Source organism: Pseudomonas syringae (genome assembly GCF_000737245.1).
Lineage (GTDB): Bacteria > Pseudomonadota > Gammaproteobacteria > Pseudomonadales > Pseudomonadaceae > Aquipseudomonas > Aquipseudomonas syringae_J.
On sequence record NZ_JPQU01000030.1, the window covers coordinates 55,622 to 80,553 of the forward strand.

Genomic DNA, 24,932 nt, shown 5'->3' on the forward strand with positions numbered 1-24,932 from the left:
TTTTGCTCCCGTCTCTGAATCCGACGTGGGACCGGCTTTAGCCGGGAAGACTGCGTTTCTGGCAATACACAAGCATCGGTAGAGCCTACCCCTTCCCGGCTAAAGCCGGTCCCACGTCGTTATCATTGATTCAGCGCAACCTGTGGGACACCCACAAAAAAACCCTGCATCGCTGCAGGGTTTTTTGTGCATCCGAATCAGCGTTTAGCCCTTGAAAACATCTTCAACGCTGGTCAGCGGGTAATGCTTTGGATACGGCAGGGTTGCAACGCCGCTCTCGATGGCTGCCTTGGCAACGGCATCGGCGATCAGGCCCAACAGGCGGCTGTCCATTGGTTTCGGGATGATGTACTCACGACCGAATTCCAGCTTGATACCACCGTAAGCGTCGCAAACTTCCTGAGGCACTGGCAGTTTGGCCAGTTCACGCAGGGCGTTGGCGGCGGCGATCTTCATTTCTTCGTTGATGCGCTTGGCGCGAACGTCCAGAGCACCACGGAAGATGAACGGGAAGCCCAGCACGTTGTTGACCTGGTTCGGGTAGTCCGAACGGCCGGTGGCCATGATCACGTCGCTGCGAGTGGCGTGAGCCAGCTCAGGGGAGATTTCCGGATCCGGGTTCGAGCAAGCGAACACGATTGGATCTTTGGCCATCAGTCGCAGGTTTTCTGCGCTCAGCAGATTAGGACCCGACAGACCCACGAACACGTCCGCGCCGTCGAGGGCGTCAGTCAGTGTGCGTTTTTCGGTGGCGTGAGCAAACACAGCCTTGTACTGGTTCAGGTCGGTACGGCCGGAGTGGATCACGCCGGTACGGTCAACCATGAAGATGTTTTCGATTTTCGCGCCCATGCTCACCAGCAACTTCATGCAGGAGATGGCCGCAGCGCCAGCGCCCAGGCAGACGATCTTGGCGTCCTGCAGGGTTTTGCCAACGATTTCCAGGGCGTTGATCATGCCCGCAGCCGTCACAATCGCGGTGCCGTGCTGGTCATCGTGGAAAACCGGGATGTCGCATTGTTCGATCAGGGCTTTCTCAATTTCAAAGCACTCAGGCGCCTTGATGTCTTCGAGGTTGATGCCGCCGAAGGTGATGGAAATGCGCTTTACGGTATCGATGAACGCTTGCGGGCTTTCCGAATCGACTTCGATGTCGAAAACGTCGATGCCGGCGAAACGCTTGAACAGAACGCCCTTGCCTTCCATCACTGGCTTGGAAGCCAATGGGCCCAGGTCGCCAAGGCCAAGGATCGCGGTGCCGTCAGAAATAACTGCTACCAGATTGCCTTTGCCGGTGTATTTGTAGGCCAGCTCAGGATCACGGGCGATTTCACGCACCGGCTCAGCGACGCCAGGGCTGTAAGCCAGGGCCAGATCACGAGCAGTTGCGGTTGGCTTGGTGAGTTCGACGCTCAGTTTCCCCGGACGAGGATTGGCGTGATATTCAAGCGCAGCAGTTTTCAAATCAGACATGTGGGCATTCCGCTTTTTTTTACTGTGGGACAGACGGACCGCCGAGGATACGCAAGATGCAAAGTCCTAACAAGACTGACCAGTCACTACTGTCAATAGGCGGGAGCTACGACTTTACGCTTAGATTGGGGGTGTTGCATCTGCGCGCGACGAATTTGTAGGAGCTGCCGAAGGCTGCGAATCGCCGTGTATCTGACACGGCACAACCCTGCAGCAGACATGACCCCTGTAGGAGCGCGCTTGCCCGCGATAGCATTCGGTCAGGCAATAATTTGTCGACTGAACCACCGCTATCGCGGGCAAGCGCGCTCCTACAGGTCCAATGCGCGTCAGCGGGATGACGAACCAAGCATCGCCGGATGTGTAATCGGCATCATCCAACGTGCCTGTCCGGCCTTGAGGCCGCCGCGCCGTGAGCGGTCGACGACCCAACCGCGGGCTTCGATGCGCTGACCTTTCATGCGCATCAGAGCCGGGACGTCGAACAGGCTGACCAACTGCGGCGCAATTCGAAGCACAGGACCGTCTTGCAGCTCGACCCAGACCCCTCCGCCATTACGCTGCACGTCTGCGACTTTCCCGGCAACCAGCGCGAAACCGCCTTGATTGATCTGCGCAGCAGCCTGCACCGGCGAATCCCGCCACAGGCCAATCCGGGCATTGCGAGCCACGCGCTCGGCGGCCTGCTGACAATCCACCAACGCCACATTCGGCGCTACAGCAACCAGATATCCCAGCCCTTCGCTCAGCAGCTGCGCTTCAAAGTTGGCGCCGTTACGCCCGTAAACATTGGCCAGCACCCGACCGTACCGATCCTTGCCTTGCTGCCCGACGCCCAGACTGACCTGACCATCACTTTCAGCAACCAATACCTGCAGGCGCCGTTTGGCGGCTTCGGCAAAGGGCTCGGCAGACTGGCCTTGCTTGCCGGTCTCGGGGGTATTGAGGCCGACCATCCGCACGTTACGTCCATCTTTCAGGCGCAAGGTATCGCCGTCGACAACACGTTCGACCTGAGCAACCGGCAGTGAAGATGGCGCGGAGCACAGCGCTTGCGCGGCGGGCAGCCAAATAGCGGCCACAAAAAAGGCGCCCGCAAGGGACGCCTTCTTAAGCAGCCTGGAGAAACCCGTTGGATTTTCCAGATCGGCCAACCTTACTCTGCAGCAGCAGGAGCTTTGGTAGCACCGAACGCACCGAAGCGCGACTTGAACTTGTCAACACGGCCGCCAACGTCAAGCGTCTTCTGCTTGCCGGTGTAGAACGGGTGGCACTCGTTGCAAACGTCAAGGCTCAGAGGCTTGGCGAGAGTCGAACGGGTTTTGATGACATTGCCGCAGCTGCAAGTAGCGTCAATGGCTTCGTAAACTGGATGGATATCAGCTTTCATCGGTACTTCCTCGGGCTAGCGTGCCGCCATCCAACACTATTGTTGAATACCGCACGTAAATAGGCCGCGAATATTAACAGACAATGCAAATCACGCAAGCGGCCGTTTAGACCAGTCGTCTGCTAAGATCGCGCATCCGTCACAGACCGTAACAGGGAAACCCCGCGTGCCCGACGCCATTCTGCGCCTTGCCCTGCCCTCGCCATTGCGGCGTCTGTTCGACTACCGCGCGCCCGCCGGAGTGTTGCGCAGCGCCTTGCAGCCTGGCATGCGTCTGCGAGTGCCGTTTGGTCGCCGGGAAATGATTGGCATCCTGATCGAGATCGCCGACCACAGCGAAGTCCCGGCCGACAAGCTCAAACCTGCGATTGCCGTACTCGACCAGCACGCGCCGCTGCCGCCTTCGCTGTTCAAGCTCTGCCTGTGGACGTCCCAGTATTATCAACACAGCCTTGGCGACACCCTGAGCTGGGCGCTGCCGGTGCTGTTGCGCCAGGGCGAACCGGCCGAGTCGCGTCAGGAACGTTTCTGGCAAGTGGCGCCCAACGCCAGCGTCGACGACCCGCGCATCGCCCGCGCGCCCAAGCAGCGCGAGGCCTTGACCACCCTTGCTCAGCATCCCCACGGGGTGGCGCATCAACTGTTGAGCAAACTGATGCTCAACAAGGAAAGCCTCAACCTGCTGCTGGCCAAGGAGCTGGTACACGTGGAAGTGCGCAGTCATGCGCCGACCGCACGTCACGAGCATTGGCTGGCGCAACCGGAGTTACCCCTCAATACCGAGCAGCGCGCAGCCTGCGAAGCGATTCGTGCAGGCTTCGACAGTTTTCACGCGTTTCTGCTGGCTGGCGTCACTGGCAGCGGCAAGACCGAAGTCTATCTGCAACTGATCCGCGAAACCCTGGAAGCCGGCAAGCAGGCGCTGGTGCTGATCCCGGAAATCAACCTCGGCCCGCAAACCCTGGCGCGGTTCGAGCAGCGCTTCAATGCCCGCATCGCCCTGCTGCACTCGGCGGTCAATGATCGCGACCGACTGGACGCATGGCTGGCAGCGCGGGATGGCGAGGCCGACATTATTATCGGCACCCGTTCAGCGCTGTTCACGCCCATGAAAAATCCTGGCCTGATCATCATCGACGAAGAACACGACGGCTCTTATAAACAGCAGGAAGGTCTGCGCTATCACGCCCGAGACCTGGCATTGGTGCGAGCAAGGCAGGAGAACATTCCCATCGTGCTCGGCTCGGCCACGCCATCACTGGAAAGCCTGCACAACGCTTACACCGGTCGTTACGGTCTGTTGCGCCTCAACCAGCGAGCCGGTGGTGCGCAACAGCCGAAATTTCTGCGCCTGGACGTAAAGAGCCGCCCGCTGGACAGCGGCATCTCCGGCCCGATGCAGCAAGCCATCGGCCAGACCCTCGCCGCCGGGCAACAGGTTTTAGTCTTCCTCAATCGCCGTGGTTTTGCGCCGACCTTGCTGTGTCACGATTGCGGCTGGCTGTCCGGCTGCCCGCGTTGCGATGCGCGGATGACCGTGCACCAGCGCTCCGGCGAGCTGCGCTGCCACCATTGCGGCCACGTCGAGAGAGTGCCACGCCAATGTCCGTCTTGCGGCAAGGTCGATTTGCGACCGGTGGGCGCAGGTACAGAGCGCGCCGAGGAGCGGCTGGGGATTCTGTTCCCGGATTACCCGGTGCTGCGGGTTGATCGCGACAGCACTTCGCGCAAGGACGCGATGAATCAGCTGTTCGCCACCATTCAGCGCGGCCAGCCCTGCATTCTGGTGGGCACGCAGATGCTTGCCAAAGGCCACCACTTCCCACGCGTGACGCTGGTGTCGATTCTGGACGCCGATGGCGGACTGTTTTCCGGGGATTTCCGTGCCAGCGAACGCATGGCGCAGCTGATCGTGCAGGTCGCCGGGCGCGCAGGTCGGGCGGAAGAGCCGGGGCGCGTGATCATCCAGACCCATCTGGCCGACCACCCGTTACTGATCCAGTTGACCGAACAGGGTTACTTCGCTTTCGCCGAACAGGCGCTGAGTGAGCGTCGTGCAGCGGGCCTGCCACCGTTTTCGCACCTCGCCCTGCTGCGCGCCGAAGCTCACAAACCGGGCCAGGCCGAAGGTTTTCTCGATCAGGCCTGCGCTGAAGCTGAACAATTATTGATCGACATGAACCTGGGCGGCATCGAACTGCTCGGCCCGGTCCCGGCGCCCATGGAGCGTCGCGCCGGGCGCTATCGTGCCCAGTTGCTGCTGCAATCCAACGCCCGCGCGCCGCTGCACAAATTACTCAGCGCCTGGCTGCTGGCGCTTGAGTCAATGCCCAGCGGGCGACAGGTCCGATGGTCGCTGGATGTCGATCCGGTGGATTTGTATTAATCGCAACATCTGTAGGAGCGCGCTTGCCCGCGATCGGCTGCGAAGCAGTCGTAAAAATAGTGAATTCACTATCTTTTGAAGGTCCTGCGGCCCTTATCGCGGGCAAGCGCGCTCCTACAAATTGCGACCGCATCACAACCGTGCATCCAACGCGGTTGGCAAGGTGGCTCCGGCAACGGATAATGCCCAGTTTTTCCACCCGCGCATCCAGGCGCTGCCGCGCTTGCGGTCGAAAGAGAGCATCATGAAAGACACCATTCGCCAGCTGATCCAACAAGCCCTGAGCCAACTCGTCACCGAGGGCGTCTTGCCAGAAGGCCTGTCGCCAGCGATTCAGGTGGAGAATGCCAAGGACAAGACCCACGGCGACTTCGCCAGCAACATCGCCATGATGCTGGCCAAACCGGCCGGTATGAAGCCTCGCGATCTGGCTGAAAAACTCATTGCCGCACTGCCGACCGACGAGCAGATCAGCAAGGTCGAAATCGCTGGTCCCGGCTTCCTCAATTTCTTCCAGAACACCCAGGCTCTGGCGGCGCGCCTGGACGCGGCCTTGGCCGATGCCCAGTTGTCGGTGCGTAAAACAGGCCCGACGCAACGTACAGTGGTCGATCTGTCGGCACCGAACCTGGCCAAAGAGATGCACGTCGGCCACCTGCGCTCGACCATCATCGGCGATGGCGTGGCCAATGTTCTGGAGTTCCTCGGCGACACCGTCATCCGCCAGAACCACGTGGGCGACTGGGGTACGCAATTCGGCATGCTGCTGGCCTACCTGCAAGAGCAGCCAGCGACCAGCGACGAGCTCTCCGACCTGGAAGATTTCTACCGAGCCGCGAAAAAACGCTTCGACGAATCCGAAGAGTTCGCCGAGCGCGCTCGCGGGCTGGTGGTGAAACTCCAGGCTGGCGACGCTGAATGCCTGAGCCTGTGGACCAAATTCAAAGACATCTCGCTGTCCCACTGCCAGAAAGTTTACGACCTGCTGAACGTGAAACTGACGCCGGCCGACGTGATGGGCGAAAGCGCCTACAACGACGATCTGGCCAATGTGGTCAACGATCTGAAATCCACAGGCCTGCTGGTTGAAAGCAACGGCGCCCAGTGCGTGTTCCTCGAAGAATTCCGCACTGCCGATGACACGCCGCTTCCAGTCATCGTGCAGAAGGCCGGTGGTGGCTACCTGTACGCGACCACCGATCTGGCGGCGATCCGTTATCGCAGCAAGGTGCTCAAGGCTGATCGCGCACTGTATTTCGTCGATCAACGTCAGGCCCTGCACTTCCAGCAAGTGTTTGAAGTGGCGCGTCGAGCCGGTTTCGTTCACGACGGCATGCAGCTGGAGCACATGGGCTTCGGCACCATGAACGGCGCCGATGGCCGCCCGTTCAAGACTCGCGATGGCGGCACGGTCAAACTCATCGACCTGCTTGAAGAAGCCAAAGAACGCGCCTACACCCTGGTCAAGGAAAAGAACCCCGAACTGGCTGAAGACGAACTGCGCACCATCGCCAAGGCCGTGGGCATCAGTGCAGTGAAATACGCTGACCTGTCCAAGCATCGTGCCAGCGATTACAGCTTCAACTTCGATCAGATGCTCAGCTTCGAAGGCAACACTGCGCCCTATCTGCTGTATGCCTACACCCGGGTTGCCGGCGTGTTCCGCAAACTCGGTACTCCGTTCGATGCCAGCAAGGGCCAGATCGTCCTTGAGGCCGCGCAGGAGCAGGAACTGGCTGCACGTTTGGCACAGTTCGGGGAAATCCTGAATAACGTCGCCGAAAAAGGTACGCCACACGTGTTGTGCGCTTACATTTACGACCTCGCCGGTCTGTTCTCCAGCTTTTACGAGAACTGCCCGATCCTGGGTGCGGACAGTGCCGAACAACAGCAAAGCCGTTTGCGTCTGGCTGCGCTGACCGGCCGTACCCTCAAGCAAGGCCTGGATCTCTTGGGTCTGGAAACTCTGGAGCGCATGTAAGTTGGCTGCTGCGAAAAAGAAACCTGCACCCAAGCGCGGCGCCAGCCGTTATCAAGCACCTGCGAAGAAGCCGATCCCGGGATGGATGTGGCTGGCGGTTGGCCTCACGGTCGGTGCGTTCATTGTATTTTTGATGAAGCTGGAGCCCGGTGGCGATGACGTCAAGCGGGTCAAGGCCGAGGCGAAGGCGGCCAAAATCGCCGAAGCCAACAAGACACCACCCAGCCCGACTGCGCCTGTGAAGCCCAAATACGACTTCTATACGCTGCTGCCGGAATCGGAAGTCATCGTGCCTAACGAAGCGGTGCCAGAGAAAACGCCACCGCCAGTGGTTGCCCCGGTAACGCCGGAGCAGGCAGCGAAGATTGACACGGCTCGGGCTCAGGCAGCTCTCAGCGGTCTGACGCCACCGCCAGCGCCACCCGTGGTCAAGCCGGCAGCGGTCACACAGTTCTTCCTGCAAGCGGGCTCGTTCCGCAAGAAAGAAGACGCTGACAAGGTCAGGGCGCAAATCATTCTGCTGGGCCAAAGCGCTGCGGTTGAGTCAGGGACCGTTAAAGAGGAAACCTGGTACCGCGTACTGGTCGGGCCGTTCAGCAACCGCGAACAACTGACCATCGCCCAGAAGCAATTGGCGAGCGGCGGGTTCAGTAACCTTTTGTTGCAACAGCGTAGTAAGTAACGGCCAACACTGAAACCTGTGGGACCGGATTCAACGCCTTCGCGAATGAATTTGCTCCCGCAGGTCAACACCAAAGTGCATGTCTGTAGGAGCGAGCTTGCTCGCGATAAGGTCGGTACGACCTTCATGCAATGGCGAATTCACTGTTTTTACGACTGCTTCGCAGCCGATCGCGAGCAAGCTCGCTCCTACAGTTGTCACGCCCCCCCTCACCACCCCGCCTTCCCGGCTTAAGCTGGTCCCACGGATACGTGTATGCGCAGTCTGTAGGAGCGCGCTTGCCCGCGATCGGCTGCGAAGCAGTCGTAAAAATGGTGAATCCACTATTTTTTGAAGGTCCTTCGGCCCTTATCGCGGGCAAGCGCGCTCCTACATGCAATTCCCAACCACTCATCCTCCAAGGTTGAAATCCCCACCCCCACCCCCATATGAGTTTTCACCAGGGCATTTTCGCCCCGCTGTGTGGAGACTCTCCCTTGACCACCATCGTTTCAGTGCGCCGCCACGGCAAAGTCGTCATGGCTGGCGACGGCCAGGTTTCTCTAGGCAACACCGTCATGAAAGGCAACGCCAAGAAAGTGCGTCGCTTGTATCACGGCGAAGTGATTGCCGGTTTCGCTGGCGCTACGGCCGACGCGTTCACTCTTTTCGAACGCTTTGAAGGGCAACTTGAAAAGCACCAAGGTCATCTGGTGCGTGCCGCCGTTGAACTCGCCAAAGACTGGCGTACCGACCGCTCCCTGAGCCGTCTGGAAGCCATGCTGGCAGTCGCCAATAAAGACGCGTCCCTGATCATCACCGGTAATGGCGATGTCGTAGAACCCGAGGATGGCCTGATCGCCATGGGTTCAGGCGGTGCCTTCGCCCAGGCCGCCGCCCGCGCCCTGCTGCAGAAGACCGACCTTTCGGCACGTGAAATCGCTGAAACCGCATTGCATATCGCTGGCGATATCTGCGTGTTCACCAACCACAACATCACCATTGAGGAGCAGGACCTCGCGGACTAAGCCTCGCCCTAGCCGCCTGCGAAAGTGGCCATGCCGATTCTGAACCCGCTGGAGGACCGCCAAATACCATGTCAATGACTCCCCGTGAAATCGTCCACGAACTCAACCGCCATATCATCGGCCAGGACGATGCCAAACGCGCCGTCGCCATTGCCCTGCGCAATCGCTGGCGCCGGATGCAGCTGCCTGAAGAGTTGCGCGTTGAAGTAACACCCAAGAACATCCTGATGATCGGCCCGACCGGTGTCGGTAAAACCGAGATCGCCCGGCGTCTGGCCAAGTTGGCCAACGCACCGTTTATCAAGGTCGAAGCGACCAAGTTTACCGAAGTCGGCTATGTTGGCCGCGATGTCGAGTCGATCATTCGTGATCTGGCCGATGCCGCCATCAAGCTGCTGCGCGAGCAGGAAATCGTCAAGGTTCGCCACCGTGCTGAAGACGCTGCCGAAGATCGCATCCTCGATGCTTTGCTGCCGCCGGCACGCACCGGCTTCCAGGACGAAGCCTCGCCGAGCCACGATACCAATACTCGCCAGCTGTTCCGCAAACGTCTGCGTGAGGGCCAACTGGACGACAAGGAGATCGAGATCGAAATCAACGAAGCCGTTGGTGTCGATATTTCCGCGCCGCCCGGCATGGAAGAGATGACCAACCAGCTGCAAAGTCTGTTTGCCAATATGGGCAAGGGCAAGAAGAAGGCTCGCAAGCTCAAGGTCAAAGAAGCGTTCAAGCTGGTGCGCGAAGAAGAAGCCGGCCGCCTGGTCAACGACGAAGACTTGAAGGTCAAGGCGCTGGAAGCGGTTGAACAGCACGGTATCGTGTTCATCGACGAAATCGACAAGGTCGCCAAGCGCGGCAACGTCGGCGGCGCTGATGTGTCCCGCGAAGGTGTACAGCGCGACTTGCTGCCGCTGATCGAGGGCTGCACGGTCAATACCAAACTGGGCATGGTCAAGACCGACCACATCCTGTTCATCGCCTCCGGTGCGTTTCACCTGAGCAAGCCGAGCGATCTGGTGCCTGAGCTGCAAGGTCGTCTGCCGATCCGCGTCGAACTCAAGGCGCTGTCGCCACAGGACTTCGAACGTATCCTCAGCGAGCCGCATGCGTCCCTGACCGAACAATACTGCGCCTTGCTCAAGACCGAAGGCTTGAACATCGAGTTCCAGGCCGACGGTATCAAGCGGCTCGCGGAGATTGCCTGGCAGGTCAACGAGAAGACCGAGAACATCGGTGCCCGTCGTCTGCACACCTTGCTTGAGCGCCTGCTCGAAGAGGTGTCGTTCAGCGCAGGTGACCTGGCCAGCGCTCCGGATGCAGCGCCAATCCTGATCGATGCCGAATACGTGAACAGTCATCTGGGCGAACTGGCCAAGGATGAGGATTTGTCACGGTATATCCTTTAAGTTGAGGAATTCTGTTGGAGCGAGGCTTGCCCGCGAACTGGACGACGAAATATATCTGATACACCGCGTCGTCCAGTTCGCGGGCAAGCCTCGCTCCAACAGAGACTATAAACATGACAAAAATCCCCACAGCCATTCAGCTGCACAAAGCCTCAAAAACCCTGACCCTCAAGTACGGGCCGGACGAGGAATATCATTTGCCTGCCGAGTTTCTGCGGGTGCATTCGCCGTCTGCCGAGGTTCAGGGGCATGGCAAGCCGATCCTGCAATTTGGCAAGCTCGGTGTCGGCCTGAGCAAGGTTGAACCGGCAGGACAATATGCACTGAAATTGACCTTCGACGACGGTCATGACAGCGGATTGTTCACTTGGGAATATCTCTACCAACTGGCGCAACGTCAGGAAGCGCTGTGGACAGATTATTTGCAGGAGCTGAAAAACGCGGGCAAATCCCGTGATCCTTCCGAGCAAGTCATTCGGCTGATGCTCTAACCCGCGGCCCAGAGCCGCCGGGCGTTTTAGGACGCACTTTCTAATTCCTTTTGCTCAAATATGCCGCGCGGCGGCCAATGATTGGCGCTGCTTGCGATTTTTTTGAATCTCGCGTAACCAATGGCATTGGCAAGTTCCCTGCATCAATGAATGCAGCACTAAGGGTGTGCAAGAAGCCGTCGCAAGAAGCGCAGCTGTTCACGTGATGCGCCCTGGCGACAGAGTACCTCTAACGGAATAAGTGGTTTAGCCATCATCGGTCACCCGAGCAGTAGTACCGGCATTTGCCTGTGTCACTGGTTCACAGGGAAGTCAGTACTCGTCTCAGGACAATGGAGCGTCGTGAATGAGTAGCAAAAACAACGATGACCTGCTGCAACAGGCTTCTGAACACACGCTGGGCCTCAACCCGGTGGTGGGCTTGCGGCGCAAGGATTTGCTGACTACCGCGCGTATGGTGCTGCGTCAGGCGCTAAGACAACCGTTCCACAGCGTCAAACACATCGCGCATCTGAGCGTGGAACTCAAGAACGTCATGCTGGGTAAATCGGTGCTGAAACCGACGGACGACGACCGCCGTTTCAATGACCCCGCGTGGAGCCAGAACCCGCTTTATCGCCGTTATCTGCAGACCTATCTGGCCTGGCGCAAAGAGCTGCACGACTGGATCGGCGACAGCAACCTTTCCCCCCAGGACATCAATCGTGGGCACTTCGTGATCAACCTGATGACCGAAGCCATGTCGCCCACCAACAGCGCGGCCAACCCGGCAGCAGTCAAACGCTTTTTCGAAACCGGCGGCAAGAGCCTGCTGGATGGCCTGTCCCATCTAGCCAAGGATCTGGTGCACAACGGCGGCATGCCCAGTCAGGTCAACATGGACGCCTTCGAAGTGGGCAAAAGCCTGGGGACCACCGAGGGTTCGGTGGTGTTTCGCAACGACGTGCTCGAACTGATCCAGTACAAACCCACCACTGAACAAGTCCACGAGCGCCCGTTACTGGTGGTCCCCCCTCAGATCAACAAGTTTTACGTGTTCGACCTGAGCCCGGAAAAAAGCCTCGCGCGCTTTTGCCTGGGCAGCAAGGTACAAACGTTTATCGTCAGCTGGCGTAATCCGACCAAGGCGCAACGCGAATGGGGCCTGTCGACCTATATCGACGCTTTGAAAGAGGCAGTGGATGTCGTCGCGGCAATCACCGGCAGCAAAGACATCAACATGCTCGGCGCCTGCTCGGGCGGCATCACTTGCACCGCGCTGCTGGGGCATTACGCAGCGCTGGGGGATCAGAGGGTTCATGCGTTGACCTTGCTGGTCAGCGTCCTCGATACCACCCTGGACACCGACGTTGCGCTGTTTGTCGACGAGCAGACGCTGGAGTCGGCCAAGCGCCACTCCTATCAGGCGGGGGTGCTGGAAGGCAGCGACATGGCCAAGGTCTTTGCCTGGATGCGTCCCAACGATCTGATCTGGAACTACTGGGTCAACAACTACCTGCTGGGCAATGAGCCGCCGGTGTTCGACATCCTGTTCTGGAACAACGACACCACGCGCCTGCCCGCTGCTTTCCACGGCGATCTGATCGAGATGTTCAAGAACAACCCGCTGATCCGCCCCAATGCGCTGGAGGTCTGCGGCACGCCCATCGACCTCAAACAAGTGACCAGTGATGTGTTCTGCCTGGCGGGGACCAACGATCACATCACGCCTTGGGGATCCTGCTACAAATCGGCGCGGCTATTCGGCGGCAAGACTGAATTCGTGCTGTCCAGCAGTGGCCACATCCAGAGCATCCTCAACCCGCCGGGCAACCCGAAATCGCGCTACATGACCAACAGCGAAATGCCGGCCGAAGCGAAGGTCTGGCAGGAGAACGGCACCAAACACACCGATTCCTGGTGGCTGCATTGGCAGAACTGGCTGACTGAACGCTCCGGCAAACTGAAGAAAGCTCCGGCCAGCCTCGGCAGCAAGGCATATCCCGCCAGCGAAGCGTCGCCGGGCACTTATGTACACGAGCGTTAAACCAGGGTGGCGACGGATGGCGTCAGGAACGGCCGGCCGTTGCCGTTAAACAGGTAAATATGTAGATCCTCTGTAGGAGCGCGCTTGCCCGCGATAGATCCAGTTCAGTCAGAGATAGGTCGCGGCTGAAATCGAATCGCGGGCAAGCGCGCTCCTACAGAACCTGTTTCGATTCGGATTATCAATTGACCAAAGCGCAGGACAGCTTTCCAGCGGTTTAACCCACAGGGCCTCGCGCATGCCGCATCCGTTTATTTTTCGCACCATCGACCTCAATGGCCACAGCATCCGCACTGCGGTCAGGCCTGGCAAAAGTCATCTGACGCCGTTGCTGATTTTCAATGGCATTGGCGCCAACCTGGAGTTGACGTTTCCATTCGTTGACGCCCTTGATCCGGACCTGGAAATCATCGCTTTCGATGTGCCAGGTGTCGGTGGCTCGTCAACGCCTGTACGTCCGTACCGCTTCCCTGGCCTGGCGAAACTGGCTGCGCGGATGCTCGATTATCTGAATTACGGCCAGGTCAACGCGATTGGTGTTTCATGGGGCGGGGCGCTGGCTCAGCAGTTCGCCTATGACTACCCGGAGCGCTGTAAAAAACTGGTGCTGGCCGCCACGGCAGCGGGCGCCGTCATGGTGCCCGGCAAACCGCGGGTGCTGTGGTTGATGGCCAGCCCGAGGCGCTACATTCAGCCATCCCACGTGATCCGCATCGCGCCGGAAATATACGGAGGCGCTTTCCGGCGCGATCCGCACCTGGCCGCCAACCATGCGGCGAAGGTCCGTTCGTCCGGCAAGATGGGGTATTACTGGCAGCTCTTTGCAGGCTTGGGCTGGACCAGCATCCACTGGCTGCACAAGATTCATCAGCCCACGCTGATCCTGGCTGGCGACGATGATCCCTTGATCCCGCTGATAAATATGCGCCTGCTGGCTTGGCGTATACCCAACGCCCAGCTACACATAATCGATGACGGTCATTTGTTCCTCATCACCCGGGCCGAAGCAGTGGCGCCCATCATCATGAAATTTCTCGAAGAGGAACGTCAGCGCGCGGTAATGCATCCGCATCCTGCGCCCGGCTCACATTGAGCTTCGAACATAACGACGAATCAGATTTTCGCAACAGCTAGACGCTTCACTGACTGTGCCGATTTGACTGGATGTTGTACGGCACAGAACGACGCAGGGCTCGCGGGCCTTGTATCGCACAGATGTATCGGTTGATGGCACGACGAAGGAGTGTTGCCCCCATGCGAGAAAAATCAACGAAAGGCGTCGAGAACATACCGGCGACTTACATCAATGCGCAAAGCGCGATGATCGGCCTGCGCGGCCAGGACCTGCTGTCCACATTGCGCAAGGTAGCAGCCCAAGGCTGGCGCCACCCGTTTCGCAGCGCCCGCCATGCTTTGACTTTGGGCAAGCAAGTCGGCCGGGTGATGTTGCTGGGTGAGACGCCTTACGCAATGCCCCCCCGAGACAGCCGCTTTACAGATCCCACGTGGAGCCTCAACCCGGTTTATCGTCGCGCGCTGCAAACGTACCTGGCCTGGCAGCACCAGACCCGGCGCTGGATCGACGACAGCGAACTGAGCAAAGATGATCGCGCTCGGGCGCACTTCATCTTTTCGCTGCTCAACGATGCCCTGTCCCCCTCCAACACGCTGCTCAACCCAATGGCCGTCAAAGAGCTGTTCAACAGCGGCGGCAGCAGTGTGGTCAAGGGCTTGAGTCATCTGTTCGATGACCTCCTGCACAACAACGGCCTCCCAAGCCAGACCACCAAGGACGCTTTCGAGGTGGGCCGCACGGTGGCGGCAACTCAAGGCTCGGTGGTGTTTCGCAGCGACATGCTGGAGCTGATCCACTACAAGCCCATGAGCGAAAAGCAGTACGCCACTCCGCTGCTGATCGTCCCGCCGCAAATCAACAAGTTCTACATTTTTGACCTCAGCCCCAACAACAGCTTCGTGCAGTACTGCCTCAAGAACGGTTTGCAGACCTTCGTCATCAGCTGGCGCAATCCGGACGTGCGGCATCGCGAATGGGGCCTGTCAACCTACGTTCAGGCGACCGAAGAGGCCTTGAATGTCTGCCGCACGATCACTGGCGCCAAGGACGTCAATCTGGTCGGAGCCTGCGCTGGCGGCCTGACCATTGCCGCGCTGCAAGGGCACCTGCAAGCCAAACGCCAGATGCGCCGGGTCTCCAGTGCCACTTACATGGTGAGCCTGCTGGACAGCCAGATCGAAAGCCCGGCCACGTTGTTCATCGACGAGCAAACCCTCGAAGCCGCCAAGCGACGCTCTTATCAGCAAGGGGTGCTGGACGGGCGTGACATGGCCAAGGTGTTTGCCTGGATGCGACCCAACGATCTGATCTGGAGTTACTGGATCAATAACTACCTGCTGGGCAAGACACCGCCAGCCTTCGACATTCTCTACTGGAACAACGACAGCACACGCCTGCCTGCATCGTTGCATGGCGACCTGCTGGACTTCTTCAAACACAATCCCCTCAGCCATCCGGGCGGTCTTGAGGTGTGCGGCACGCCCATTGATTTGCAGAAGGTGACGGTAGACAGCTTCAACGTCGCGGGCATCAACGACCACATCACGCCATGGGATGCGGTGTATCGCTCGACCCTGCTGCTGGGCGGCGAGCGACGCTTCCTGCTGTCCAACAGCGGTCATGTGCAAAGCATCCTCAACCCGCCTGGCAACCCAAAAGCCAATTACGTCGAGAACGGCAAACTGAGCAGCGACCCCCGCGCTTGGTATTACGACGCGAAAAGCCATGACGGCAGCTGGTGGCCGACCTGGCTGGAATGGGTTCAGGTCCGCTCAGGCACCCAGCACGAAACCCGGATGGCATTGGGCAGCGCCGCCTACCCGCCGATGGAAGCAGCGCCGGGGACTTATGTGCATGTGCGGTGAAGACGGGTGCTGGGAAATCCCCTTGTGGGAGCGAATTCATTCGCGAATGCGGCATTACAGACGACGAATCTGTATCGAATGTACCGGCCCATTCGCGAATGAATTCGCTCCCACAACGTTACGAACCCCTTGCTTAACTCCAAACAAGAAGACCGGATGAAAACCCGCGACCGTATCCTTGAATGTGCCCTGATGCTGTTCAATCAGCAGGGCGAACCGAATGTCTCCACCTTGGAAATCGCCAACGAACTGGGCATCAGCCCTGGCAATTTGTATTACCACTTTCACGGCAAGGAGCCACTGATTCTAGGGCTGTTCGAACGCTTCCAGGCGGAACTGACACCCCTGCTCGACCCACCGGACAATGCGCAGCTGGCGGCGGAGGATTACTGGCTGTTCCTGCACCTGATCGTCGAGCGGGTGGCGGAGTACTGCTTCCTGTTCCAAGACTTGTCCAACCTGGCCGGGCGGCTGCCCAAGCTGGCGCGTGGCATTCGTAACCTGCTCAACAGCCTCAAACGCACATTGGCCTCGCTGCTGGCGCGGTTGAAAGCGGAAGGGCAAGTGATCAGCGACACCCAGGCACTCGGGCAACTGGTGGAACAAATCACCATGACCCTGCTGTTTTCGCTGGACTACCAACGCATCCTCGACCGCCAGGCAGAGGTACGGGTGGTGGTTTACCAGATCATGATGCTGGTGGCCCCACACCTCATTCCCCCTTCCCGCGAAGCGGCGCAGCGGCTGGCGATGCATTATCTGGAGGGCTGATTATCCTGCAGGCCATTCTATGGTTGCCTGCAAGCAGACGTGGGACCGGCTTTAGCCGGGAAATCGGTATTCCAGACGATAAGTATGGAGGGGATGTACTGGCCTATTCCCGGCTGAAGCCGGTCCCACGTCGTCAAATCCATACCCACAAAAAACCCGACCTGCTTGCACAGGTCGGGCTTTGTATTGCCAGCCCTGAATCAGGATTGGCTGGCTGGGGTCGGCGACGTTGTCGAAGTTGTAGCCGGTGCAGGCGCTGCGGCGGTGTTGGTCGCCGCAGATGCTGTCGACTCTGCCGGTTTGGCAGCGGCCTTGGGTGCCGCCTTCGGTGCAGCAGGCTTCTTCGCAGCGGCTGGCTTCTTCGCGGCAGCAGGTTTGCTGGCTGCTACGGATTTAGCCTTGGTTGCGGTTTTGCTTGCGGCCTTGCTTGCAGCCGTCAGGGGTTTGGCCACTGCTGCTTTTGCTGCAGGCTTGGCCGCTGCGGTTTTGGCCGCCACTTTATCAGCCGCCTTGGCGACTGGTTTGGCGGCGGCCTTGACCAGCGGTTTTGCCGTGGTCTTTGGCGCAGGTTTCGACGCCGCAGCACGCGCCACCGGCGGCACGCTCTGCCCGGTCAACTTCTCGATCTGCTTGGTCAACAGGTCAACCTTGCTGTGCAGTGCCTTGACTTCATTACGGCTCGGCACGCCCAGGCGGGAAATGGCGCTGTTCAGGCGCTTGTCGAAAGCCCCTTCGAGCTCGCTCCATTTGCCCATCGCCAGGTCTTTTACATCGCCAACCCGAGACTTCGCAGCCTTGGCCTGACCCTTGACTTCATCCACCTGTTTATCGACTTCGGCTTTGGTTTCTTTCTCAGCCTTTTCGCCGTCTTTGACAAGGGTTTCAAAAAGCTTACTGCCGTCGTTACTGATTTTGGAGTAAGCACCCAAGCCAGCCAGCCAGATTTGACGAGAGTATTTTTCGACTCCGCCCATCCAGGAGCTGCCTTCTTTTTCGATTTTTTTCTTGCCAGCCATCCCGCTCTCCTTATTTTTTGTTTACTACACGTTCAAGCAATGCCGTCAGCCCATCGAGCTTAGCAGACAGCGTATCGACGTCATGTCTGGACGGGATGCCGATGCGATTCAGTGCACTGGCGACGCGCCGGTCAAAAGCGTTTTCGATCTTGCCCAGGCGGGTTTCAACGGCATCAACGGTTTGAGCAACGTCCTCGTTGAACTCATCGAGCTCGGCGTTGGCCGCTTCGACTTTTTCGTCGATGAGTTTCTTGGCTTTTTTCTCGGTTTCTTCGCCGGTACGAATCAGTTCCTTGATGTACTCACCGCCTTCCTGCTCGGCCCAGGAATAAGCACCCAGCCCGGCCAACCAGATTTTGCGGGCGTAGAGCCGGACGTCGGAGATCACCGTCTCTTGTTCATCTTCAACTTTTTTCTTCAACAACCTGACTTTGGCCATGGTGCACCTCACGCTCGAAATGTTGGAGGATCACCCCGAGGGAATGGGGCATGAGCACGAAAGTAGTCGGAAAAATTAGAATGCACACCCTAGGTTTGGGTGGTGTTGAAGGGGTGTAGGAAGGAGGTGTAGGACTTGGTCTTCCGGTTGGAATGCTTTTTCCCTGTGGGAGCGAATTCATTCGCGAACGGGCAATTACACACGAAAAATCTCTGTCGGATGTAATGGCCTCTTCGCGAATGAATTCGCTCCCACAGAATCCGGCGCTTATCTTGGGAAGATCAGGAAACCAGCGCTTTATCCAGTTGCCGCTCAACTTCCGCCTGGATCTGCCCGCTCATGGCCGACAGGAAAAAATTCAGATCAAGATCTACGCGAACCAAGGCGTCTTCAACTGCGACGGTTCCTTTGGCGCCCTTGCCTTCAAGTTTGACGCTGTCGCCCTGCCACTCATGTTGGATGCCGTATTTTTCGGCGAGCTTCTCGACCAGGAGTTCGGCCTTCTCGCGGGCCTTTTCCTTGCCCAGCGAATGTGGGCGTTCAACAGTGATTTTGGCCATTCAGTGGCTCCTTCAGCGCAAGGTAAATCGTCGCGCAACTATAACAGCCGCTCGGAATGAAGAAACTGTTGGCGATGAGCCTTGTCAAGACAAAGCCCGCCACGACGATTAGAATGGCCGCACTTTATTCCGGTGACCGCGATATGAATGATCCGCGCAAAGGCAGCGATGCCGAACCTACTACTCACTTCGGCTACAAAAACGTGCCGGAAAGCCAAAAGGCCGAGAAGGTTGCGGAGGTGTTTCACTCCGTCGCAGCCAAGTACGACCTCATGAACGACCTGCTTTCAGGGGGTATGCACCGTCTCTGGAAGCGCTTCGCTATCGAGCTGTCCGGCGTTCGCACGGGTAACCGCGTGCTGGACATCGCCGGCGGCACGGGCGATCTGACCAAGAAGTTTTCCCACCTGGTTGGCCCGACCGGCGAAGTGGTGCTGGCTGACATCAACGCCTCCATGCTCAAGGTCGGTCGCGACCGCCTGCTGGACCTCGGTGTAGCGGGCAACGTCAAGTTTGTTCAGGCCGATGCTGAAAAGCTGCCGTTCCCGGACAACCATTTCGACTGCGTGACCATCGCCTTTGGCCTGCGTAACGTGACCCACAAGGAAGATGCGCTGCGCTCGATGCTGCGCGTGCTCAAGCCGGGTGGCCGTCTGTTGGTGCTGGAGTTCTCCAAGCCGACCAACAAGCTGATGTCCAAGGCTTATGACGCCTACTCGTTCGCCTTCATGCCGCTGATGGGCAAGCTGGTTACCAACGATTCGGAAAGCTATCGCTATCTGGCTGAATCGATCCGCATGCACCCGAATCAGGAAACCCTGAAGTCGATGATGGTAGAAGCCGGCTTTGACCGTGTGACCTATCACAACATGACTGCCGGCGTTGTGGCGCTGCATCGCGGCATCAAACCCTGATGTTACTCAGCGGCTTGCTCGCCAGTGTCGAGCACGGCATCAACCGTGTGTTGCGTCTGGACGCCACCGCATTGCCGCGCCTGGAACGTTTGTCCGGCAAGGTGATTGCGGTGGACTGCCGCAATCCGGCGTTGCAGCTGTTCATTTTGCCCAGCGATGAAGGCCTGATGCTGGCCGCGCATTGGGAAGTCGAGGCTGACTGCACCCTGCGCGCCCCGGCTGCAAGCTTGGTACGACTGGCGCTGAGCCAGGACAAGAGCGCGGTGTTGCACGGCCCGGATGTCGAGCTTGATGGCGACAGCGGTGTTTTGCTCGAACTGGTCGGCGTCCTTCAGGATCTCGAACTGGACTGGGAATACGAGCTGTCCCGCTGGCTCGGCCCGGTCGCCAGCCCGCTGCTGGGTGATCATCTGCGCAGCCGCGCCCGCTGGACCAAAGACAGCTTCACCAGCCTTGGCCAGAGCCTTGCCGACTATTTGAATGAAGAGTCGCGCACCCTTGTGGGCAAGCACGAAGCCGAAGCCCGCTTTGCCGAACTTGACCGGATCAAGCTTGATCTGGAACGCCTTGAGGCCCGCTTCGAGCGCCTCGCCCAATCCTCTGACTCCAGCGATAACGCATGAAACTGCTTGCCGTCCGCCGTTTGTTTCGTATCCAGCGTGTCGTGATCCGCTACCGTCTCGATGACTTGCTGTTCGCCCTGCCACTGCCGTTGTGGATGATGGCCCTGCGTTATGTCATGCCTTGGCGGCTGATCCCGCGCAAGATCAGCGAACTGCCCCGTGGCGCGCGCTTGCGCCTGGCATTGCAGGATCTTGGACCGATCTTCATCAAGTTCGGACAGATACTGTCCACTCGCCGGGACCTGCTACCCGAGGACATCGCCGACGAGTTGATGCTGTTGCAGGACCGTGTGCCACCGTTTGACTCGCAGGTAGCGATCAAGCTGATCGAAGAACAGCTGGGCGCGAAGATCAGCGACGTATTCAGCCGCTTCGACGTGACGCCGCTTGCCTCCGCATCGGTTGCTCAGGTGCACTCCGCACGTCTTAAGAGCGGCGAAGAAGTGGTGGTCAAGGTTGTGCGACCGGGCCTCAAGCCGATCATCAGTCAGGACCTCGCGTGGCTGTTCATTCTGGCCCGCACCGCTGAGCGCATGTCGGCCGATGCCCGCCTGCTGCACCCGGTGGATGTGGTCGCAGACTACGAAAAAACCATCTACGACGAGCTCGACCTGCTGCGCGAAGCCGCCAACTCCAGCCAGCTGCGCCGCAACTTCGAAGGCTCGGAGCTGCTTTACGTGCCGCAAGTCTATTGGGACTGGTGCCGGCCGAAAGTGCTGGTCATGGAGCGTATCTACGGAATTCAGGTCAACGACCTCGCGACCTTGGCGGACCAGCGCACCGACATGAAATTGCTCGCCGAACGCGGTGTGGAGATTTTCTTCACCCAGGTGTTCCGCGACAGCTTTTTTCACGCTGACATGCACCCCGGCAATATTTTCGTCAGCACCGTCAGTCCGTGGAGCCCACAGTACATCGCCATCGACTGCGGCATCGTCGGTAGCCTGACCCCTGAAGATCAGGATTATCTGGCGCGCAACCTGTTTGCCTTCTTCAAGCGTGATTATCGGCGCGTCGCCCAGCTGCACATCGATTCAGGCTGGGTGCCTGCCGAGACCAAGCTCAACGAGTTCGAGGCCGCGATTCGTACCGTGTGCGAGCCGATTTTCGAGAAGCCGCTCAAGGACATTTCCTTTGGTCAGGTGCTGATGCGTCTGTTCCAGACCGCTCGACGCTTCAACATGGAAGTCCAGCCGCAGCTTGTATTGCTGCAGAAAACCCTGCTGAATATCGAAGGTCTGGGCCGCCAGCTGTATCCGGATCTGGATCTGTGGAGCACCGCGCAGCCGTTTCTGGAGCGCTGGATGCGTGATCGGGTCAGCCCGAAAACCCTGTTTGGCAATCTGCAGTCCCAGGTCGAGCAGATCCCGCATCTGGCCAACATGACCCGCGACTTGCTGGAGCGCATGTCCCAGCCGCACAAGGAAGATCCGCCACCGCCGTGGCGTGAGCGCGGTGATGGCTGGGCCCTGCGCCTGCTGGGGGCTGCGCTGCTGGCCGGTGGCGCGGTACTGGCCTCGACCCTGGTGGCAGAGAGCACCGCACTGGTCGCACCGGTCGCCTGGCCGGCCTGGATCATGCTGGTTGCGGGCCTGTATCTGGTCATCCGCAGATAGCCATCAGCGCCGCCCGCTGGCACACTGTTCAACCCGCCGAGGCCTGACGCCCGGCTGCCGGAGTAAATATGAAAGACTGGCTGGACGAGATTAAGTGGGATAGCGACGGTCTGGTGCCAGCTATCGCTCAGGACCACAAGACCGGGCGCGTGCTGATGATGGCATGGATGAACCGCGAGGCCTTGAGCCTGACCGCCGAAGAGAACCGTGCAATCTATTGGTCGCGTTCGCGTGGCAAACTCTGGCGCAAAGGCGAAGAATCAGGCCATGTGCAGAAGCTTCATGAAATGCGTCTGGACTGCGACGCCGATGTAATCATCCTGATGGTTGAACAGATTGGCGGCATCGCCTGCCACACCGGACGCGAAAGCTGTTTCTACCGGATTTATGAAGACGCCAGCTGGAAAACCGTTGAGCCGGTCTTGAAAGATCCGGAAGCAATTTATCACGCAGGACACTGAAACATGACCGATACCTTGTCCCGCTTGGCCGAAGTGCTTGAATCGCGCAAGGGCGCCGCTGCCGATAGCTCTTACGTCGCCAGCCTGTATCACAAGGGTCTGAACAAGATTCTGGAAAAGGTCGGCGAAGAGTCGGTCGAAACCATCATTGCCGCCAAGGATGCCGCTGTCAGCGGTGATTGCAGCGATGTCATCTACGAAACCGCTGACCTGTGGTTTCACAGCATGGTAATGCTCGCCGCACTGGGTCAGCATCCACAGTCAGTGCTCGATGAACTGGACCGCCGTTTCGGCTTGTCCGGGCATGCGGAAAAAGCCGCGCGCTCAGCCGATTGACTCTCACTTTTCGAGCTTGAAACTTCTACGAGGAATGCTTCATGGGTATTTTTGACTGGAAACACTGGATCGTTATTCTGGTTGTCGTGGTACTGGTATTCGGCACCAAGAAACTCAAAGGTCTGGGCAGCGATGTAGGTGAGTCGATCAAGGGCTTTCGCAAAGCCATGAACGACGATGAAAAACCACAAGAGCAACCACCCGTTCCGCCACAACAGCCGCCGCAGGCCGCACCACAGGGCTCGCCCCTGAATCAGCCGCACACCATCGACGCGCAAGCGCACAAAGTCGAAGAGCCCATTCGCAAAGACTAGGTCATATTGAATGTTTGGTATCAGCTTCACTGAATTGCTGCTGGTCGGTCTTGTGGCCTTGCTGGTGCTTGGCCCCGAACGTCTGCCCGGCGCCGCGCGCACCGCAGGTCTTTGGATCGGCCGTCTGAAGCGCAGCTTCAATGCGATCAAACAGGAAGTTGAACGCGAAATCGGCGCAGACGAAATCCGTCGGCAACTGCACAACGAACACATTCTTTCGTTGGAGCAGGAAGCTCGCAAGATCCTGTCGCCACAGCAGCCACCCGCGACCCCGCCAGCGGCTGCCGAACCAGGACCTGTGGCCGCCGATGTGGTGACGACTGTGCCGCCGACGCCATCAGCGCCCGTCGCTGATCTCGGCCCTGCAGCGCCAGCAGGCACAACCGCTAACGCAGCGGAGTCGGTGCCGCACGCCGAGCCACACGTTGTTGCTACCGCTCCAGAGCCAAACGCACCTTCCGCCAACGATTCGTCACTGCCGCCGCGAGCCCCATGAGCGATATTCCGGAAAACGACCAGCAAATGCCGCTGGTCTCGCACCTCACAGAACTCCGTTCGCGCCTGCTGAAATGCGTCCTGGCGATCTTCGTGATCTTCGCCTGCCTGTTTTACTTCACGCAGAAGATCTACACCTTCGTCTCCGCGCCGCTGCGGGTTTTTCTGCCTGAAGGCGCGACGATGATTGCCACAGACGTGGCCTCACCGTTCATCACGCCGTTCAAGCTGACCATGATGGTGGCGCTGTTTCTCGCCATGCCGGTGATCCTTCATCAGATCTGGGGCTTCATCGCGCCGGGCCTGTACAAGCATGAAAAGCGCGTGGCGGTGCCATTGCTGGTTTCAAGCATCATCCTGTTCTACTCGGGTATGGCGTTCGCCTACTACCTGGTATTCCCACTGATCTTCCATTTCTTCGCCAGCGTCACGCCTGAAGGCGTGTCGATGATGACGGACATCGCCAGCTATCTGGACTTCGTCATGACGCTGTTCTTCGCCTTTGGCGTAGCGTTCGAAATCCCCGTGGCTGTGGTATTGCTGGTGTGGATCGGCATTGTCGACGTGAAGTACCTGAAGAAGATCCGCCCTTACGTGATCATCGGCTGCTTCGTGGTAGGCATGATCCTGACCCCGCCAGACATCTTCTCCCAGACGTTGCTCGCCGTCCCCATGTGGCTGTTGTTTGAAATCGGCGTGTTGTGCAGTTCGCTGATCACCAAGCGTGGCGATCATGCCGATGACCAGTCCGAGCAAGACAAGCAAGACCAGCCACCCGCGACCCAGCCGTGAATCTGCTGCTGCTCGAAGACGCGGACTTCATCGCGCCTGACAGAGTCGTGCTGCGCGACAGGCGCCTCAAGCATATGCAAGAGGTGCATCGCGCAGAGGTGGGCGACAGCCTGCGCGTGGGCCGCATCGGTGGGTTGCTGGGCAGTGCCGAGTTGTTGCGCCTTGAGAACCATGAAGCCGAGCTTCGCATCACCCTCGACAGCGCCCCGCCCGCCAAACTGCCATTGACGCTGGTGCTGGCGCTTCCAAGACCGAAAATGCTGCGCCGGGTATTTCAGACCATTGCAACCATGGGCGTGCCCAAGGTCATTCTGGTCAACAGTTATCGGGTCGAAAAAAGCTTCTGGCAGACCCCTTTCCTCGAACCTCAGGCCATCCGTGAACAGCTGATCCTGGGGCTTGAGCAGGCCCGGGACAGCGTGTTGCCTGAAATCATCGTCGAGAAACGCTTCAAGCCCTTCGTTGAGGATCGTCTGCCGCAACTGGTCGATGGCACCCTTGGCCTTGTAGGCCACCCTGGCGATTTTCCAGCCTGCCCCCGCGCCGTGACCGACCCCGTGACCCTGGCGATCGGTCCGGAAGGTGGCTGGATACCCTACGAAGTCGACCTGCTGAGCAAAGCCGGCCTGCAACCGGTCCAGTTGGGTGAGCGCATCCTGCGGGTTGAAACGGCGGTCACGGCGCTGTTGGCGCGGTTGTTCTAAACATATCGAGGCAATCCACTCCTGTAGGAGCGAGCTTGCTCGCGATAGCGCCCAGTCAGGCGATGATGTGTCGACAATCAAAGCGCGATCGCGAGCAAGCTCGCTCCTA

At 58.9% G+C, this 24,932-nt stretch carries 25 protein-coding genes; 19 read left to right on the top strand and 6 right to left on the bottom strand.

Going from position 1 to position 24,932, the window contains the following annotated elements; all coding sequences use genetic code 11:
* Positions 1–204: 204 nt before the first annotated feature.
* From IV01_RS14785 to rpmE, 3 genes are all read right to left on the bottom strand, one after another.
* Positions 205–1,473 carry a malic enzyme-like NAD(P)-binding protein gene (locus IV01_RS14785; protein WP_032628029.1) on the bottom strand — a complete coding sequence of 423 codons (1,269 nt, stop codon included), beginning with the start codon at positions 1,471–1,473 and terminating at the stop codon, positions 205–207.
* Between the two features lie 329 nt (positions 1,474–1,802).
* On the bottom strand, positions 1,803–2,618 hold the full coding sequence (locus tag IV01_RS14780) for a thermonuclease family protein (protein ID WP_080290279.1): 816 nt from the start codon (positions 2,616–2,618) through the stop codon (positions 1,803–1,805).
* An 11-nt stretch (positions 2,619–2,629) separates the two neighbouring features.
* The gene (rpmE, locus tag IV01_RS14775) at positions 2,630–2,863 is read right to left on the bottom strand and encodes a 50S ribosomal protein L31 (RefSeq protein WP_020293533.1); all 234 of its coding nucleotides are present in this window, start codon (positions 2,861–2,863) and stop codon (positions 2,630–2,632) included.
* Between the two features lie 166 nt (positions 2,864–3,029).
* Here rpmE and IV01_RS14770 point away from each other — a divergent pair, with 166 nt between their 5' ends.
* From IV01_RS14770 to IV01_RS14725, 10 genes are all read left to right on the top strand, one after another.
* Positions 3,030–5,249 carry a primosomal protein N' gene (locus tag IV01_RS14770; RefSeq protein ID WP_032628030.1) on the top strand — a complete coding sequence of 740 codons (2,220 nt, stop codon included), beginning with the start codon at positions 3,030–3,032 and terminating at the stop codon, positions 5,247–5,249.
* Positions 5,250–5,493: 244 nt separating this feature from the next.
* Positions 5,494–7,230 (top strand): arginine--tRNA ligase, encoded by a 1,737-nt coding sequence (argS, locus tag IV01_RS14765; protein WP_032628033.1) that lies wholly within the window; start codon positions 5,494–5,496, stop codon positions 7,228–7,230.
* 1 nt (position 7,231) lies between these two features.
* Positions 7,232–7,912 carry an SPOR domain-containing protein gene (locus IV01_RS14760; RefSeq protein WP_032628035.1) on the top strand — a complete coding sequence of 227 codons (681 nt, stop codon included), beginning with the start codon at positions 7,232–7,234 and terminating at the stop codon, positions 7,910–7,912.
* A gap of 476 nt (positions 7,913–8,388) precedes the next feature.
* A complete protein-coding gene (hslV, locus tag IV01_RS14755; protein WP_032628036.1) occupies positions 8,389–8,919 on the top strand; it encodes an ATP-dependent protease subunit HslV in 531 nt (176 codons plus the stop codon).
* Positions 8,920–8,987: 68 nt separating this feature from the next.
* Complete coding sequence (gene hslU / locus IV01_RS14750) at positions 8,988–10,325, top strand: ATP-dependent protease ATPase subunit HslU (protein WP_032628037.1); 1,338 nt, start codon at positions 8,988–8,990, stop codon at positions 10,323–10,325.
* A gap of 113 nt (positions 10,326–10,438) precedes the next feature.
* A complete protein-coding gene (locus IV01_RS14745; protein WP_032628038.1) occupies positions 10,439–10,816 on the top strand; it encodes a gamma-butyrobetaine hydroxylase-like domain-containing protein in 378 nt (125 codons plus the stop codon).
* 346 nt (positions 10,817–11,162) lie between these two features.
* Positions 11,163–12,842: a class II poly(R)-hydroxyalkanoic acid synthase gene (gene phaC, locus IV01_RS14740; RefSeq protein ID WP_032628040.1), complete on the top strand. Its 1,680-nt coding sequence runs from the start codon at positions 11,163–11,165 to the stop codon at positions 12,840–12,842.
* A gap of 238 nt (positions 12,843–13,080) precedes the next feature.
* Positions 13,081–13,935: a poly(3-hydroxyalkanoate) depolymerase gene (gene phaZ / locus IV01_RS14735; RefSeq protein WP_032628043.1), complete on the top strand. Its 855-nt coding sequence runs from the start codon at positions 13,081–13,083 to the stop codon at positions 13,933–13,935.
* Between the two features lie 161 nt (positions 13,936–14,096).
* Positions 14,097–15,782 carry a class II poly(R)-hydroxyalkanoic acid synthase gene (phaC, locus tag IV01_RS14730; protein WP_032628045.1) on the top strand — a complete coding sequence of 562 codons (1,686 nt, stop codon included), beginning with the start codon at positions 14,097–14,099 and terminating at the stop codon, positions 15,780–15,782.
* Positions 15,783–15,938: 156 nt separating this feature from the next.
* Positions 15,939–16,553 carry a TetR/AcrR family transcriptional regulator gene (locus tag IV01_RS14725; RefSeq protein WP_032628046.1) on the top strand — a complete coding sequence of 205 codons (615 nt, stop codon included), beginning with the start codon at positions 15,939–15,941 and terminating at the stop codon, positions 16,551–16,553.
* 200 nt (positions 16,554–16,753) lie between these two features.
* Here IV01_RS14725 and IV01_RS14720 read toward each other — a convergent pair whose 3' ends face one another.
* From IV01_RS14720 to IV01_RS14710, 3 genes are all read right to left on the bottom strand, one after another.
* Entirely contained in the window at positions 16,754–17,569 is an 816-nt protein-coding gene (locus IV01_RS14720; protein ID WP_032628048.1) for a phasin family protein, read from the bottom strand.
* Between the two features lie 10 nt (positions 17,570–17,579).
* Positions 17,580–18,008: a phasin family protein gene (locus IV01_RS14715; protein WP_032628050.1), complete on the bottom strand. Its 429-nt coding sequence runs from the start codon at positions 18,006–18,008 to the stop codon at positions 17,580–17,582.
* A 281-nt stretch (positions 18,009–18,289) separates the two neighbouring features.
* Positions 18,290–18,568 carry a polyhydroxyalkanoic acid system family protein gene (locus tag IV01_RS14710; protein ID WP_032628053.1) on the bottom strand — a complete coding sequence of 93 codons (279 nt, stop codon included), beginning with the start codon at positions 18,566–18,568 and terminating at the stop codon, positions 18,290–18,292.
* Positions 18,569–18,711: 143 nt separating this feature from the next.
* Here IV01_RS14710 and ubiE point away from each other — a divergent pair, with 143 nt between their 5' ends.
* The 9 genes from ubiE to IV01_RS14665 all read left to right on the top strand — a co-directional run bounded on the left by ubiE (position 18,712) and on the right by IV01_RS14665 (position 24,823).
* Positions 18,712–19,482: a bifunctional demethylmenaquinone methyltransferase/2-methoxy-6-polyprenyl-1,4-benzoquinol methylase UbiE gene (gene ubiE / locus IV01_RS14705; RefSeq protein WP_020293519.1), complete on the top strand. Its 771-nt coding sequence runs from the start codon at positions 18,712–18,714 to the stop codon at positions 19,480–19,482.
* On the top strand, positions 19,482–20,105 hold the full coding sequence (locus tag IV01_RS14700) for a ubiquinone biosynthesis accessory factor UbiJ (RefSeq protein WP_032628056.1): 624 nt from the start codon (positions 19,482–19,484) through the stop codon (positions 20,103–20,105). Before ubiE ends, IV01_RS14700 begins: the two co-directional genes overlap by 1 nt.
* Complete coding sequence (gene ubiB, locus IV01_RS14695) at positions 20,102–21,721, top strand: ubiquinone biosynthesis regulatory protein kinase UbiB (RefSeq protein ID WP_032628058.1); 1,620 nt, start codon at positions 20,102–20,104, stop codon at positions 21,719–21,721. Before IV01_RS14700 ends, ubiB begins: the two co-directional genes overlap by 4 nt.
* Positions 21,722–21,789: 68 nt before the next feature.
* Complete coding sequence (gene hisI, locus IV01_RS14690) at positions 21,790–22,182, top strand: phosphoribosyl-AMP cyclohydrolase (protein WP_032628060.1); 393 nt, start codon at positions 21,790–21,792, stop codon at positions 22,180–22,182.
* 3 nt (positions 22,183–22,185) lie between these two features.
* The gene (locus tag IV01_RS14685; RefSeq protein ID WP_032628062.1) at positions 22,186–22,518 is read left to right on the top strand and encodes a phosphoribosyl-ATP diphosphatase; all 333 of its coding nucleotides are present in this window, start codon (positions 22,186–22,188) and stop codon (positions 22,516–22,518) included.
* Between the two features lie 41 nt (positions 22,519–22,559).
* Positions 22,560–22,832 (top strand): twin-arginine translocase TatA/TatE family subunit, encoded by a 273-nt coding sequence (locus IV01_RS14680; protein ID WP_032628064.1) that lies wholly within the window; start codon positions 22,560–22,562, stop codon positions 22,830–22,832.
* A gap of 10 nt (positions 22,833–22,842) precedes the next feature.
* Positions 22,843–23,328 carry a Sec-independent protein translocase protein TatB gene (gene tatB / locus IV01_RS14675; protein ID WP_032628067.1) on the top strand — a complete coding sequence of 162 codons (486 nt, stop codon included), beginning with the start codon at positions 22,843–22,845 and terminating at the stop codon, positions 23,326–23,328.
* Positions 23,325–24,119 (top strand): twin-arginine translocase subunit TatC, encoded by a 795-nt coding sequence (tatC, locus tag IV01_RS14670; protein ID WP_032628069.1) that lies wholly within the window; start codon positions 23,325–23,327, stop codon positions 24,117–24,119. Before tatB ends, tatC begins: the two co-directional genes overlap by 4 nt.
* The gene (locus IV01_RS14665; protein ID WP_032628072.1) at positions 24,116–24,823 is read left to right on the top strand and encodes a 16S rRNA (uracil(1498)-N(3))-methyltransferase; all 708 of its coding nucleotides are present in this window, start codon (positions 24,116–24,118) and stop codon (positions 24,821–24,823) included. The genes tatC and IV01_RS14665 overlap by 4 nt, the downstream gene beginning before the upstream one ends.
* Positions 24,824–24,932: the final 109 nt, after the last annotated feature.